The sequence below is a fragment of the Geobacillus vulcani PSS1 genome, assembly GCF_000733845.1.
GTDB lineage: Bacteria > Bacillota > Bacilli > Bacillales > Anoxybacillaceae > Geobacillus > Geobacillus vulcani.
This window is the reverse complement of the sequence record NZ_JPOI01000001.1, coordinates 1,464,208-1,477,370: the sequence shown is the minus strand read 5'-3', so window position 1 is coordinate 1,477,370 and position 13,163 is coordinate 1,464,208. Positions and strand designations below refer to the sequence as shown.

Below are 13,163 nucleotides of genomic sequence, written 5' to 3'. Positions count from 1 at the left end.
TACACACTTTAATATATAATTAAATCGGAACGGAGGGATGGATACTGATGGCAATAAAAGTACACCTATCACGGCTCATGGGAGAACGCAAACTTAAAATCGCTGATCTTGCCAAAATGACTGGCTTACATCGCAACGGCTTAACAGATCTATACCACGAAAAAACCAACGGAATTAAGTTCGAAACACTTGAAAAAATTTGCCGCGCTTTGGAATGTGATATTTGCGACTTATTGGAAATAGTCGATGGCAACAACGACAACAAAGAAAAAAGCGAGGGATGACCTCGCCGTTTTTATTTTCGGCGGTTGATTGCTTAATTCTTCAGCTTCACGTTCTGCCCTCTCCCGGCGCTCGCGTTCTTCTTTCAATGCCTTCTTAACTTCGCGAAGCTCTCGTACGGTCATTTCATCAACCGTTTTTGTTTCACCAGTGGACAGAATCGTGTGTGGTTTAAAGCGTTCTGTTTCAGGCATTGTTGCAATCTCATATAAAGCACGAAACCTGATATTCCCCACGTGGGGAAGTTTCCCTTCGTCAAATTCCTTCGCTACTTTAATGAAACGGTCGGCTTGTGATGTCGACATTTGTATTTCACGAAGCCATGCAGTCCAACCACCTCGTTTTTCCGCTAATTTTTTCTCCTTAACGTGTTTCAACCGACGCCCTATCTCGAAAATCGCCTGTCCAGCGATTTGTTTGTACGAATTGATTTCCGCCGTAATCACGTTCAAATCATTCGAAAGCTCCGCGACTTCGTTTTTCATTCCGTTCCCTCCTTTCCGCCTCCTTCGCATGCTTACGATATTCCTTCGCCTGTTCAACGCTTGTCCCGCTTAAATCGCCTTTTAACGCTAATAATTGACGCTGAACATCGGGTGTTAAGTATGCGAGTTGTTCGGCTGCGGTTGTACCGAGTTTGCCAGCGCTGACTAGCGATTGAAGTTCGGGAATGAGGTCGTTTAGTTTCAAAAGTCGTTTTGTGGTATGTCTGTCTTCACCAATTGCCTCTCCAACATCGTCTATGGTCTTAATTGGAGCATTTTGCTCCGTTTTAGGCTTACCTCTCCTAACGCCCCAATATTCCTTCAAAAACTGCGCAATTCGCGCCTTCTTAATCGGGTCAGTTTCGGCTTGCCCTCGTCGCTCGACGTTTTCCGCGATGAGTAAATATTCCGCTTGCCATTTAACAAACGCGCTGTTTAGCGCCGTTATTACGTTTATAGCCGTTAATTCGTGTCGGGCAACATTTCCGATACACTGTAAATACACCGTTATAACACCGCCAATTACACACCGGCAACATTGTTTCGACACTGTTAATTTCGGAAACAATAACGTTGAGGTGATTTGTTTGGCGGAGTACGTTGTGTTTTTCGGACTAATTATCGTGGGGATTGTCGTTTTTATTCTCGACTTGAAACGAGGACAGCCGGAGCCTATTGCGGTCGATTATGAACGTGAGGGGTGCGAAAGTCCGATTGAACGGCGTCTGTATGACGCGTTGCAATTGCGGGGATATTACGTGCGGACACAGGTTCCATGCGGTAAGTACCGGATTGATCTGGCGTTGCCGGCGTACAAAATCGCTATCGAATGCGATGGCCGAGCGTATCACTCAACACCCGAGCAACGAGCGCACGACCGTCGCAAAAATGCTTATTTGCGCAAACACGGCTGGCGAGTCTTGCGATTCAGTGGGCGTATGATTTATCGCGACTTGCCGAAAGTTATTGCGCGGATTGAAAAGGAGGTGAACGGGTAACTTCGAAAGTTATTTTGATACGTCGATTTCTCGGGTAGAAGAAAAGGCGGGCAAAAATAGCCGGCTTTGGGGGGTAAACGGGCGCTAACACCCCGAGTTTGGAAAATTGTAGACAAGTAGCGCACATCAGACCTCGCGAGACGAGCAATAGGCTTGGAAGGCTTGACAATTTATTGGTAATAAATTGGAAGTCGGAATGTTTTTTCGATTCGCGGACTTGAAAGACGGCAGTCGCGGTTTTTCGGACGGGGTACTCCCCCTTGTGCGGGGGTGTTGCAAAAAAGTTGCGTATAATATTTACTTATACGACACTTTTTGTTATAATGGCAATAGAAACCAACGGAAAAAAGGGCGAAAAGGAGCTGTTATTTAATGAAAAAAGTTGCGTATAAATACGAGTATAAATACGATGAGTTTATCGGTTACTTGAAATCGAACGGAAAAAGCGACAACACGATCAAATCATACATCGCAGCGTTAAGCAAGTTCGACGAATGGCTAAACGAACGCGAAGGCTCACTGGCGGACCTAACTCGCTACGACGTGCAATCGTACATAAAAGCGCTAGAACAAGCCGGCAAAAAAGCGTCGACCATTAACAGTGTATTCGTTGCTATTCGCGTTTATTGCCGTTTTCTTGGCCGCGAGGAGCTAATCGATAACATCTCCGTGCCGAAGCAACAAAGCGTATTGAACATTGCGCCTAAATCACTTGAAGAAAACGAGCTGGCGCGTGTGTTGCGGCAAGTCGAAAAGGACGCCCGCAAGTTAGGCGGCTCTTACAAAAAGACGGGCTTGCGCGACCTCGCTATCGTTTACACGCTTGTATTCACCGGCGTTCGTGTGTCGGAATTAGTTGCGCTTAACGTGACCGACGTTGAGTTAAGCGACCGCAAAGGCACGCTGTTCGTCCGCAAAGGTAAAGGCGACAAAGCCCGCGAAATTCCGTTAGCGCGTGAGGTGCGTCATTACTTGCGCGAATACTTGGCCAGCCGCAACGACGACAACGAGGCGCTATTCGTCAGCAATTACGGCGAGCGCATCGCTGTTCGCACGGTCCAACACTTGCTTGCGAAATACGATATTCACCCGCATTTGTTGCGTCACACGTTTATCCGCAAGCTAGTCAGCGAGGGCGTTGACATAGCGACAGCAGCCGATTTAGCCGGACACAACGACATTAACGTGACAAGACGATACAGCAAACCGACACCAAACGATCTACGCAAGGCAATTGAGAAGGCGTTCAGCTAACAGCTGGGCGTTTTTATTTTGAAGGCGGGCGCGTCCGGCAGGGGGGGCAGCAGACGGAATAACCCCCGAAATTCCCTCGTTTGTTACATTTCGTTGCTCAAAATTTCCGGAAGGGCGCGCGCCAGGCGCTTGCAGCCGATGAAACACGTCGAAAAACTTGATATTTACTAATTTTTGTAAACCGAATTATGCACGTTTGCGGGGCGCTTTTTTCGCTCGTTGTAGCTTCCGAACCATCTCGCGATATTCCTTTTCGTATGCTTCCCGAAAGTCCTCGCGCTGTTCCCACTTCCAAAGCGCCATGCGAGAAATGCCGAGTTCTTCGGCGATTTCTTCTTTCGTGCGCATGCCCCAAACGAGCATCATAATCGCGTACCGGTGGCGTTCGTCTAACGGTTGTCGAGGCCGTCCTCTTTTCGCCATCCGTTGCGTTCCTCCTTTCGGTATTCCACGTTTTACCAACGCACGCGAGCAAACGACCGCGTATTTTCGCGAATTTCGAACGATAGACGCCTCGGTAATGGTTTAATATCCCCTCGACCTAAAGACGTCTCTATGCGCCTGCTAGACGCCTTAAAACGCGCGCTGGCTGTCGTTATGCTTCAAGCGCCAAAAAATCGTATAGCCCACCGACTTCGCGCCGACGCTCAACGGCCAGCATCGCTTCTAAAATTCGGTAGAAATAGCCGTTAAACGTCGACCGGATACGTCCCCTTTTTTGCGCAAAAACCGTTTGCTTGAACGCCTTAATGACCGTGCCGATTACGTCCTCGACCGGTTTATCGAGCTTACTGCGTCGGTGAGCGATTAATACACGCCGGTACAATTCGAAAATAGCGTCAGCTGATCGGAAAAATGGCGCAACTGTATTCACGAACTCCTCCGGCACAATATCCGGCGTAAATGATTCGTCTAATTGTTCAAGCGTCGGCTCTGACGGTTCTAACGTCATATCGTCTTTATTTTTATCTTTCAATCTTGAATACATAGTTTCACCAAGCATAGTTTCGGCTGGCTTTTGCGCAGCTTGAGCGCTTGGTACATCGGCATCGGACGCCTCTTGGCGCGGTGACATTTGCGGGGTGACACGCGGGGTGTCAACCGTGTCGGCCGGCAATTCTTTCACGTTCTCGATCGGCTGAATCACGTACACATTGTGACCGTTGCCGCCTCTGTGCTTGCCGTTTGTGCGAATCGTTGGGATACGCTTAATAATTCCGTATTGCTCAAGCGTGGCTAGAGCGCGCTGGACCGTTCGAACGCTTTTGCCGACCAATTTAGCGAGCGTTTCAACTTTCGGAAATGCAACGCCAACAATATCGCAGGCATGTCGGCTTAACGTTTTTAACACTTCGACGGCCGATTCGCTTAATTCGTGGCCGTGTGTATATAGAAATTGTCTGATCGTACGGTTCATCGCTTGAACACAATCGAATGACTGTAATTCTCGGTATTGCGTATAGTTCGCGTTTGACAATCTCATTTTCCGGCTCCCCTCTCGTTCGAGAGGACGCTTAAAGAACGTATGTTCTATCCAATGGACGCACTAATTCAGCGTTGACTTGAACGCTTTTTTTCGATAATCTCTATTTAGGTGTATTTTTATTTGTGGGGCGTCCTTCGAGGGCGTCCTCTCTTTTTCTTAATTAACTCGTTTCTTTAATCGACTTATAGGCGAAAAATCGTCGTGACTTCTCCGCATATCTTCTATGTCCATTTGAATATAGCGACGCATTGTACGAATGTCGGCCCAGCCCCCCATTTTTTGAAGGGTAAAAGCGTCGCAACCATTCAAAATCATGTTTTTAGCCCATGTATGTCGATAAACATGTGCCGTTGTTTTCTTGCCTTTGATTCCGGCTTTTTCCGCATAATACTTGAGTCGTTTGTTAAGATGGTTTTCTCCTAGAGGTTCACCATAGCAAGAAAGAAAAATTCGATCCGTCTTGAAATGCTCTTGATTTTCATTGATCAGTTGTAATAACAATTTGCTTACATAGGCTGAAATCGGTACTAAACGCGGTCTGCGGTTTTTGCTTTTGTCCCCGTTTATCGTAATAAAGCGAGTCTTAAAATCAATATCTCCGACCCGTAAATTGACTAACTCCCCGATACGCAGGCCACTATCGAGCAAAAGATTCATCGCCACGAAATCGCGGAAACCAACATAATCTCTTTGATTCGGTTGTCGGAGTAATTCTTTGACTTCTTCGTCGGTAAAGCAGTTAGTTAAATCGATGTCTTGACGCAAGAGTTTTATATTGTCCATCGGGTTAAACTCGATAAGTTCTTCCTTCTCCAAATAATTAAAGAAAGCACGGAAAACGCGTAATCGGATATTAATCGTAGTGTCCGATAGTCCAACACTTTGTTTTTCAGCATCGATAAATCTATGCCCGTCATATTTCCTCGCGTCGTATTTCATGTAGTTAATGTAATTTCTAAAAATTTCCGTAGTTAGTTGGTCGACTGTTTCAATTTCCGGGTAACTTTTCTTCAACCATTCAGTAAAATACCCCCAGGACTTTGTGTAATCTTGTAATGTTCGTTCACGTAATCCCTCTGCTCGTTTCCCAGCGATGACTAAATCGAGAGCTTGGTCTAACGTCAATTTCGGATATTGTTTATCATTTACACGTCCAATCGCTCGCCTTTTCTTTCGCTTTAAAGCCAAATAAAAAACCTCCTTACCGACGAAATTCGATCTCATCGGTAAGAAGGTCGTTATCCACAATCCTATTCCGCTAATTTTAGGGTCGTTAATATGCTCGTACATAGTTGTGAACACGCGGATTCCCTAGCGTAATTATCAACCCCGGCGAGGCTATCCGTTTATGTTTGCGATAGATTGAACGGAATAATATCCCGCCTCTAAAAACGTTGATATATCGCTGTTCAACCGCTAACATTGTTCCGGCGTGCCGGCGTTCGTCGCTGTGCGGAACGATGAGCCGCAGCCGCACGTCGCAATAGCGTTCGGATTGTTGATCGTAAACCCACCGCCAAGCAAAGACTGCTTGTAATCGATGATCGTGCCGCGTAAAATCGGCGCGCTGTCGCGGTCGACCAAAATTTTGATGCCGTGCTGCTCAAATTCGATGTCATCCTCGCGCCGCTCATGGTCAAAGCCCATGCCGTACGAAAGCCCGCTGCAACCGCCGCCATGGACGCCGACCCGCAAGTACGCCCCCTCTTCTTCCTGCTCTTTCATCATATCCTTGATTTGAAACGCTGCCGCTTCGGTCAGCGTAATGACTGCTTCCGCCATTCCTAATCCCTCCTTTAACGGTTGACACTGGCCAAACCACTTGGCCGTTTTTTGACAGGTTCGCCCGCTTTCACCCGACGACTCGGATGGCGCGAATCCCCTTGAATGGTTTCCGTCTTACTTCATAGTATACCGTCTTTGCCTTTCGATGCTCAACCGTTCCGCCCGCCTCGGTAGTAATAAACGCCGGTGCACACCGTCTCTGCCGGACCGGTCATGCGCACGCGCCCGTCATACTCCCATACAATTGTTAAATCTCCGCCGGCCAAATGAACGACCGTTTCCTCCCCGCGAGCCGTTTTGCCGTTTAGCACGGAGGCGACGACTGCCGCACACGCCCCGGTTCCGCACGCCTGCGTCACGCCGGAGCCGCGCTCCCAGACGCGAAAATGAAGCTCGCGCTCGTTCACTACTTCGACAAATTCGACGTTCACCCCTTCTGGAAAGCGCGGATCTTTTTCGACGAGCGGACCAAGCGTCGTCACCGGCGCTTTTTGGATGTCATCGACGTAAAAGATCACATGCGGGTTGCCCATGGACACCGCCGTAATTTCATATTCACCCCCAGCGATGGAAAACGGCTCGGCGACGACTCGCTCCGCTTTTGGTCCAACCATCGGAATGGCGCTGCGCTCAAGACGCGGCTCGCCCATATCGACCGTCACGCTTGTCACTTCGCCATCTGCCACTACAACATGGGCTTCGACCAGCCCGGAAAGCGTTTCAATCAAAAAGGTGCGGTCGCGGACGATGCCGTGCTCGTACGCGTATTTCGCCACGCAACGCAAGCCGTTGCCGCAGTTTTTCCCTTCCGAGCCGTCGCTATTAAAAATGCGCATTTTGACTGGCGCTTTCTCCGATGGGCAAATGAGAATCAAGCCGTCGGAGCCGATGCCCGTGTGAACGTCGGCGACGCTGCGGGCGATCGCCGGCAGCTCCTCCTCGGGCAATGTTTCCCGGAACAGATCAACGTATATGTAGTTATTACCCAATCCATGCATTTTCGTAAACGAAAACGAGCGCACATGACTCCCTCCTAACCATTTTTTGCGCTTCGTATGTATAATAGCGGCATCTCCTGGGCACAATGGGAATATCCCCCGTTTTTTCATAATACATTGAAGAGGATGCCGCATCGCGGACATCCTCCTTTTTTTCGCTAAAACATTGGATTTTCCTCGAGATGCCGGTAAATATTTTCCACAAGCTGCTCAGGCGTTTCCCCGCTGACAAACTCGCCGTTGACGAGCGCAAACGGCGTTTCCGCGCAGCGAGTGCAATAGCTTAAGCAGCTGTATTCGATAATGTCCAAGTTCGGGTCTTTTTCGAGCAGTTCCATCGCTTTGTGCGACCCGCTCGCTAAGTTGCTGATGCAAAATTCGATGATGGGCAATATCATGTGCGATTCACCTTCCTGCTTCCCATCGTAGCGGTTTTCGGGCGCGGCGTCAACGAACATGCTCGTTCGATCGAGGGAGCGGAAAAATGATTGTTCTTTTGTCACAATTTCGTTATACTTTTCTATGGTATTGTCGGCTTTAGAAATTCGACAAAAGGGGATTTTTCATGATGAGACAACTTGTATTGCTTGGCGGAGGATACGGCAATATGCGCATTTTGCAGCGCATCCTCCCGGACGGATTGCCAAACGACATTCATATTCTCCTCATCGACCGCGTTCCGTATCATTGTCTAAAAACGGAATATTACGCGTTGGCCGCGGGGACGGTCAGCGACCATCACATCCGCGTCCCGTTTCCGGAACATCCGCAGCTGACGTACCAATTCGGCGAAGTCGTCTCCATTGATCTCGACAAGCAGCTCGTCCATTTAAAGGATGGGAGCAACGTCCGCTACGACGAGGTCGTGATCGGGCTGGGCTGCGAAGACAAATACCATGGGGTGCCTGGCGCCGAAGCGCATACGTACAGCATCCAGTCGATCGACAAAGCGCGGGCCGCTTACGAAGCGTTGAACAACTTGCCGCCGAAAGCGACGGTCGGCATCGTCGGCGCGGGATTGAGCGGCGTCGAACTGGCCAGCGAACTGGCCGAGAGCCGTCCGGACTTGCACATTAAACTCTTTGACCGCGGTGAGCGCATTTTGCCGATGTTTCCGAAACGGTTGAGCGATTATGTAGAAGGCTGGTTCGTTGAACACAAGGTGGAAATCGTCCGCAACTCCAACGTAACGAAAGTCGAATCTGGCGTCTTGTACAACCACGACGAACCGGTGGAATGCGATGTCATTGTCTGGACGGCCGGCATTCAACCCAACCGAGTCGTCCGCGAGCTGAATGTCGAAAAGGACAAGCAAGGCCGCGTCGTGCTGACGAAGCGACATCACATCCCCGGCTATGAAAACGCCTACGTCGTCGGCGACTGTGCAAGCCTGCCGCACTCGCCAAGCGCCCAACTTGCCGAAGCGCAAGCCGAGCAAATCGTCCAAGTGCTGCAAAAACGGTGGAACGGCGAAGAACCGCCGAGCGAATTCCCGCCGATCAAATTAAAAGGCATTCTCGGTTCGCTCGGCAAAAAGCACGGCTTCGGCCTGCTCGCCGACCGCCCGCTCACCGGCCGGGTGCCGCGTTTGTTGAAATCAGGCATTTTGTGGATGTATAAGCACCACCATGGGTACTGACAGCACGACTGGCCTTTATTCAGCGAAAAAGGCGGAGTTCATTCCGCCTTTTTCCCTTCCGGCGCCGACGGTTGATACCCGAATTTTTCCATTTCTGCACAAATCGCCTTGAGCCGCGGGTTGCCTTCGGCGACGACATTGCCTTCGATCACCACGACCGGATACACCCAATCTTCTTCGACAATCGTCTGCGCGAGCTCCCGCTTCTCCTCGTCATCGGCCGGCGGCGCAAAAATGTCGACGTACGTCATCACAAACGGCTGACCGGGATACTTGCGGCGCAGCGCGGCCTCGAGCCACTCGTACGTTTCTTTCGACGACGGCAACTGCACGCATGCCGGGCAAATGACGTCGGCCCCGTACACACAAATTTCAACCGGCTTGAATGTCATCGTTGTCACCCTTTGCAAAAGCAAAATTTATCATTAGATTTTTTTTGTCACCATGATTATAATAAAAACTAAGGAAAGGAGTCGATGGAAATGACGGATCAAGAAATCAAAGAACAAGTGCAAGAAGTTTTAGATAAACTGCGTCCATTCCTGCTTCGCGACGGCGGCGACTGCGAACTCGTCGATGTCGAAGACGGCGTAGTCAAACTTCGCCTCCTCGGCGCGTGCGGCAGCTGCCCGAGCTCGACGATTACGCTCAAAGCCGGAATTGAGCGCGCTTTGTTTGAAGAAGTGCCGGGCGTCGTCGAAGTGGAACAAGTGTTTTAATTATGAAAAATCCGAACAGCGGCCGCTGTTCGGATTTTTTTATCGCCAGCGGGGCGGCGAGCCGACGGGAAGGCTGGTGATGGGCAGCCACAACCCGCCTTGATCGGGCGCTTCTCCGTTTTTGTTTCTTTGCTAAGTTGTGCAAGGAAAACCGTCATATCTTTCACCCGCTCCCAAGCGCGGCGGCGAAACGGCCAAGCCGCTGAACGGACTTCTGTTCGCGCCGGCGCCCCAACAAGGTTCAAGCTTCAAGCGCCAGTTTGTAGACGCGGCTGCCGCGCGGCTCGACGGAAAGACGCGCGATTTCGCACGCCGGAAAATGCGGGTGCAGCCGGCGCGCGAGCCGCTCTCCTTGGCCTGGTTCGGCAAAGACGAGCACCGTCGGCCCCGCTCCGCTCAGCGCCGCGCCGATCGCCCCGTATTCCTCAGCGAGCGCCTCGGCCCGCTCGAGTTCTGGAACGAGCGGTTTTCGGTACGGCTGGTGGAACAAATCAGCCGCCATCATCCGGCCGGCCAGCTTCCAGTTTTTTGTGAGCAACGCGGCGACAAGAACGTTGCTGACGGCGCTCGCCTCGACAGCGCGCTCTCTCGGCCATTGCTCCGGCAGCTGTCCGCGCGCCTTTTTCGTTTCTAGTTCATACTCCGGAATAATAGCGACAAGCTCCACATCCAATTGTGGAATATGGACGACATCGACGCCCGAACCGCGGCAGCAGCCGATGACCAGCCCCCCGTACAACGAGGCGCCGACATTGTCCGGGTGGCCTTCATAGCGAGCGGCCAGCTCCATCTTTTGTTCGCGCGACAACTGAAGCCCAAGCAGCGCGTCGGCAAGCTCAATGCCGGCGACGACCGCCGCCGCGCTGCTCCCGAGCCCGCGCGTAAACGGAATGTCGCTGGACACTTCCACCGAGCAGCTCGGCAGCCGGCGGCCGTAAACATCCGCCGTCTCCGCCGCCACTTGATACACCAAATTGTCCGTCCCGCGCGGAATGCCGCTCACTTCCGCCGTTTTCGGCGCAAACGACCACACATCCGCCAAGCGGACGTCAAGCGTCAAATAGCGATTGATCGCGAGCCCGATCGAGTCAAACCCAGGCCCTAAGTTCGCCGTGCTTCCCGGGACGACGATCTTCAACATCTCGTCTTCTTTCATGCCCGGACAACCCCTTGCAAATGCTCCAAGACAACTTGTTCATCGTTCGGCAGCACGATCGGTTCGATCGCCGCGGCCTCCAAGGCGATGGCCGGGTCTTTCAATCCGTTGCCAGTGAGAACCGCGACGACGAGGCTGCCGCGTTCAATTTCGTTCCGCTCGCGCTGTTTGATGACCCCGGCGATCGCCGCGCATGACGCCGGCTCGGCGAACACGCCTTCCGTCCGGGCGAGCCGCTTGTAGGCGGCCAAAATGTCCGCATCGCTCACTTCATCGATTTTCCCGCGCGACTCGTTCGCCGCTTCGACCGCTTTTTCCCAGCTCGCCGGGTTGCCGATGCGAATCGCCGTCGCCACCGTCTCCGGCTGTTCAATCACTTGATTGCGGACGATCGCCGCCGCTCCTTCCGCTTCAAAGCCGCGCATTTGCGGCAAGCCCGTCCCTTTCGCTTCGTGATACTCCTTAAACCCTTTCCAATAGGCGGTGATGTTGCCGGCGTTGCCGACCGGAATGGCGAGCACGTCCGGAGCGCGCCCAAGCTGATCGCATACTTCAAACGCCGCCGTTTTTTGCCCTTCGATCCGGTACGGGTTGACCGAGTTGACGAGCGTAATCGGCGCCGTTTCGCTCAGCCGGCGCACCATGTTGAGCGCCTCATCAAAGTTGCCGTCAATGGCAAAAATGTCTGCGCCATACATCGCCGCTTGCGCCAACTTGCCGAGGGCGATCTTTCCGTTCGGCACGACGACGAGGCAACGCATGCCGGCGCGCGCCGCATAGGCGGCCGCTGAAGCGGACGTGTTGCCGGTGGAGGCGCAAATGATCGTATGGCTTCCTTCCTCTTTCGCCTTCGCCACCGCCATCACCATGCCGCGGTCTTTAAACGAACCAGTCGGGTTCGCCCCTTCGACCTTGACGTAAAGCGTAATCCCAAGCTCTTCCGACAGCCGCGGCAGCGGGATGAGCGGCGTATTCCCTTCGCAAAGCGACAGCCTCGGCGTCGCCGCCGTGAGCGGCAAAAAATCGCCGTAGGCGTCAAGCAGCCCTTTCCATGTCATGGCCGTTTCTCCCCTTCCACCCGATACGAGCTTTGCACCCGTTCGACGATCTCCAAATCGCCGAGCTGCTGCAAAATGTCTTGGTAGTCTTGCTGCGAGGCATCATGCGTGACGATGACGATTTCCGCCAAGCCGTCTTCTTTCAGCGGCAGCTGCAAAATTTTCTCAAAGCTCACCCCGCGCTCGGAAAACAGCGTCGTAATTTTGGCAAACGCGCCGACCTGGTCTTTGACGTGAATACGCAAAAAGTATTTCGAGAAAATCTCCGCCGGCGTCTTCAACTGTTTTTCATATTGCGGCGCGACAGCATAGCGGCCGTTGACGCCAAGGCGCATGTTTTTCATCACCGCGACCAAGTCGGAGACAACCGCCGTCGCCGTCGGCAAGCTCCCGGCCCCCGGCCCGTAAAACATCGTCTCCCCGACCGCTTCGCCGTATACATACACCGCATTGTATTCGTTGTGCACGGACGCCAACGGATGCGAATCCGGCAAAAACGTCGGCTGAACGCTCACCTCGACCTTCTGCCCGTCGCGCTGGGCGATGCCGATCAATTTCATCGTGTAGCCGAGTCGCTTCCCATAGTTTAAATCTTCTTCCGTCACGTGGGTGATGCCTTTCACTTGCACATCGTCCAAGTCGATGTCCATGGAAAAGCCAAGGCGGGCCAAAATCGCCATTTTCCGCGCCGCATCCAACCCTTCGACGTCTGACGTCGGATCGGCTTCCGCGAACCCGAGCGCCTGCGCTTCCGCGAGCGCCGCTTCATAGGAGGCGCCGTTTTGCGCCATGTTCGTCAAAATGTAGTTCGTCGTCCCGTTCACAATACCCATGAGCTTCGTAATCCGGTCCGACGCCAAACCATCGACCAAGCTGCGCAAAATCGGAATGCCGCCGGCGACGCTCGCTTCATAAAACAAATCGCATTGATGCTCCGCCGCCACCCGAAGCAACTCTGAACCGTAGACCGCCATGACGTCTTTGTTCGCGGTCACGACATGCTTTCCTTGGCGCAGCGCCCGCAGCAGCAGCTCTTTTGTCTCCTCAATCCCGCCCATCACTTCGATGATGACATCAATATCCGGATCATCGATCACCTCGGCGGCGCTCGTTGTCAGCAGCGCCGGATCGACCTGGACATCGCGCGGTTTCTGTACATCCCGGACAAGAATTTTTTTCACCTTCACTGGGCACCCGACTTGATGCATCAATTTTTCTTGGTGGTTTTCAATAATTTTGACCACGCCGCTTCCAACGGTTCCTAATCCTAACAAGCCAACCAAAATCGGTTTTTCCATCTTCC

General features: G+C 52.2%; 17 protein-coding genes. 5 read left to right on the top strand and 12 right to left on the bottom strand.

The annotated features are described in order from the left end of the window. Nucleotides 1-47 precede the first annotated feature (47 nt). Nucleotides 48-284, top strand: coding sequence for a helix-turn-helix domain-containing protein (locus N685_RS18965; RefSeq protein ID WP_071880169.1), 237 nt, complete (start codon nucleotides 48-50; stop codon nucleotides 282-284). Here N685_RS18965 and N685_RS0107905 read toward each other — a convergent pair. Next, nucleotides 231-767, bottom strand: a complete 537-nt coding sequence (locus N685_RS0107905) for a DUF3102 domain-containing protein (protein WP_071880168.1) — start codon at nucleotides 765-767, stop codon at nucleotides 231-233. The two genes, N685_RS18965 and N685_RS0107905, sit on opposite strands and share 54 nt — an antisense overlap. Then, nucleotides 736-1,272, bottom strand: coding sequence for a hypothetical protein (locus N685_RS0107900; protein WP_031407362.1), 537 nt, complete (start codon nucleotides 1,270-1,272; stop codon nucleotides 736-738). Before N685_RS0107900 ends, N685_RS0107905 begins: the two co-directional genes overlap by 32 nt. A 73-nt stretch (nucleotides 1,273-1,345) precedes the next feature. Between N685_RS0107900 and N685_RS0107895 the strand changes: the two genes are divergently transcribed. Together N685_RS0107895 and N685_RS0107890 are read left to right on the top strand one after the other, a co-directional pair. Next, complete coding sequence (locus N685_RS0107895) at nucleotides 1,346-1,765, top strand: endonuclease domain-containing protein (RefSeq protein WP_033842320.1); 420 nt, start codon at nucleotides 1,346-1,348, stop codon at nucleotides 1,763-1,765. Between the two features lie 372 nt (nucleotides 1,766-2,137). Next, entirely contained in the window at nucleotides 2,138-3,019 is an 882-nt protein-coding gene (locus N685_RS0107890) for a tyrosine-type recombinase/integrase (RefSeq protein WP_031407357.1), read from the top strand. A 186-nt stretch (nucleotides 3,020-3,205) separates the two neighbouring features. Here the strand turns inward: N685_RS0107890 and N685_RS0107885 are convergent, their stop codons facing one another. From N685_RS0107885 to N685_RS0107860, 6 genes are all read right to left on the bottom strand, one after another. Next, the gene (locus N685_RS0107885) at nucleotides 3,206-3,442 is read right to left on the bottom strand and encodes a phBC6A51 family helix-turn-helix protein (protein WP_031407355.1); all 237 of its coding nucleotides are present in this window, start codon (nucleotides 3,440-3,442) and stop codon (nucleotides 3,206-3,208) included. 172 nt (nucleotides 3,443-3,614) lie between these two features. After that, nucleotides 3,615-4,502 carry a helix-turn-helix domain-containing protein gene (locus N685_RS0107880; protein WP_031407353.1) on the bottom strand — a complete coding sequence of 296 codons (888 nt, stop codon included), beginning with the start codon at nucleotides 4,500-4,502 and terminating at the stop codon, nucleotides 3,615-3,617. Between the two features lie 159 nt (nucleotides 4,503-4,661). After that, nucleotides 4,662-5,693: a tyrosine-type recombinase/integrase gene (locus N685_RS0107875; RefSeq protein ID WP_031407351.1), complete on the bottom strand. Its 1,032-nt coding sequence runs from the start codon at nucleotides 5,691-5,693 to the stop codon at nucleotides 4,662-4,664. Between the two features lie 228 nt (nucleotides 5,694-5,921). Continuing rightward, nucleotides 5,922-6,287 (bottom strand): HesB/IscA family protein, encoded by a 366-nt coding sequence (locus N685_RS0107870; protein ID WP_031407349.1) that lies wholly within the window; start codon nucleotides 6,285-6,287, stop codon nucleotides 5,922-5,924. Nucleotides 6,288-6,439: 152 nt separating this feature from the next. Further along, the gene (dapF, locus tag N685_RS0107865; protein ID WP_031407348.1) at nucleotides 6,440-7,312 is read right to left on the bottom strand and encodes a diaminopimelate epimerase; all 873 of its coding nucleotides are present in this window, start codon (nucleotides 7,310-7,312) and stop codon (nucleotides 6,440-6,442) included. Between the two features lie 134 nt (nucleotides 7,313-7,446). Further along, nucleotides 7,447-7,683, bottom strand: a complete 237-nt coding sequence (locus N685_RS0107860; protein ID WP_455350579.1) for a YuzB family protein — start codon at nucleotides 7,681-7,683, stop codon at nucleotides 7,447-7,449. Nucleotides 7,684-7,856: 173 nt separating this feature from the next. Between N685_RS0107860 and N685_RS0107855 the strand changes: the two genes are divergently transcribed. Then, nucleotides 7,857-8,927, top strand: coding sequence for an NAD(P)/FAD-dependent oxidoreductase (locus N685_RS0107855; protein ID WP_031407344.1), 1,071 nt, complete (start codon nucleotides 7,857-7,859; stop codon nucleotides 8,925-8,927). Nucleotides 8,928-8,965: 38 nt separating this feature from the next. Here the strand turns inward: N685_RS0107855 and N685_RS0107850 are convergent, their stop codons facing one another. Next, nucleotides 8,966-9,319 carry a YuzD family protein gene (locus N685_RS0107850; protein WP_031407342.1) on the bottom strand — a complete coding sequence of 118 codons (354 nt, stop codon included), beginning with the start codon at nucleotides 9,317-9,319 and terminating at the stop codon, nucleotides 8,966-8,968. A gap of 84 nt (nucleotides 9,320-9,403) precedes the next feature. Between N685_RS0107850 and N685_RS0107845 the strand changes: the two genes are divergently transcribed. Then, nucleotides 9,404-9,646 carry a NifU family protein gene (locus tag N685_RS0107845; RefSeq protein WP_011232431.1) on the top strand — a complete coding sequence of 81 codons (243 nt, stop codon included), beginning with the start codon at nucleotides 9,404-9,406 and terminating at the stop codon, nucleotides 9,644-9,646. 241 nt (nucleotides 9,647-9,887) lie between these two features. Here the strand turns inward: N685_RS0107845 and thrB are convergent, their stop codons facing one another. Genes thrB through N685_RS0107825 form a run of 3 tightly spaced genes read right to left on the bottom strand, consistent with a single transcriptional unit; the run spans nucleotide 9,888 to nucleotide 13,158 of the window. Continuing rightward, on the bottom strand, nucleotides 9,888-10,802 hold the full coding sequence (thrB, locus tag N685_RS0107835) for a homoserine kinase (RefSeq protein ID WP_031407338.1): 915 nt from the start codon (nucleotides 10,800-10,802) through the stop codon (nucleotides 9,888-9,890). After that, nucleotides 10,799-11,860, bottom strand: coding sequence for a threonine synthase (thrC, locus tag N685_RS0107830; RefSeq protein WP_031407336.1), 1,062 nt, complete (start codon nucleotides 11,858-11,860; stop codon nucleotides 10,799-10,801). Before thrC ends, thrB begins: the two co-directional genes overlap by 4 nt. Then, nucleotides 11,857-13,158 carry a homoserine dehydrogenase gene (locus N685_RS0107825; RefSeq protein ID WP_031407334.1) on the bottom strand — a complete coding sequence of 434 codons (1,302 nt, stop codon included), beginning with the start codon at nucleotides 13,156-13,158 and terminating at the stop codon, nucleotides 11,857-11,859. Before N685_RS0107825 ends, thrC begins: the two co-directional genes overlap by 4 nt. Nucleotides 13,159-13,163: the final 5 nt, after the last annotated feature.

Excerpts from the sequence above, each read along its gene's own strand:
- N685_RS0107850 (WP_031407342.1), bottom strand. The coding sequence starts at position 9,319 with ATGACATTCAAGCCGGTTGAAATTTGTGTGTACGGGGCCGACGTCATT.
- N685_RS18965 (WP_071880169.1), top strand. The coding sequence starts at position 48 with ATGGCAATAAAAGTACACCTATCACGGCTCATGGGAGAACGCAAACTT.
- N685_RS0107905 (WP_071880168.1), bottom strand. The coding sequence starts at position 767 with ATGAAAAACGAAGTCGCGGAGCTTTCGAATGATTTGAACGTGATTACG.
- N685_RS0107855 (WP_031407344.1), top strand. The coding sequence starts at position 7,857 with ATGAGACAACTTGTATTGCTTGGCGGAGGATACGGCAATATGCGCATT.
- N685_RS0107880 (WP_031407353.1), bottom strand. The coding sequence starts at position 4,502 with ATGAGATTGTCAAACGCGAACTATACGCAATACCGAGAATTACAGTCA.
- thrC (WP_031407336.1), bottom strand. The coding sequence starts at position 11,860 with ATGACATGGAAAGGGCTGCTTGACGCCTACGGCGATTTTTTGCCGCTC.
- thrB (WP_031407338.1), bottom strand. The coding sequence starts at position 10,802 with ATGAAAGAAGACGAGATGTTGAAGATCGTCGTCCCGGGAAGCACGGCG.
- N685_RS0107825 (WP_031407334.1), bottom strand. The coding sequence starts at position 13,158 with ATGGAAAAACCGATTTTGGTTGGCTTGTTAGGATTAGGAACCGTTGGA.
- N685_RS0107845 (WP_011232431.1), top strand. The coding sequence starts at position 9,404 with ATGGAAATGACGGATCAAGAAATCAAAGAACAAGTGCAAGAAGTTTTA.
- N685_RS0107870 (WP_031407349.1), bottom strand. The coding sequence starts at position 6,287 with ATGGCGGAAGCAGTCATTACGCTGACCGAAGCGGCAGCGTTTCAAATC.
- N685_RS0107885 (WP_031407355.1), bottom strand. The coding sequence starts at position 3,442 with ATGGCGAAAAGAGGACGGCCTCGACAACCGTTAGACGAACGCCACCGG.
- N685_RS0107890 (WP_031407357.1), top strand. The coding sequence starts at position 2,138 with ATGAAAAAAGTTGCGTATAAATACGAGTATAAATACGATGAGTTTATC.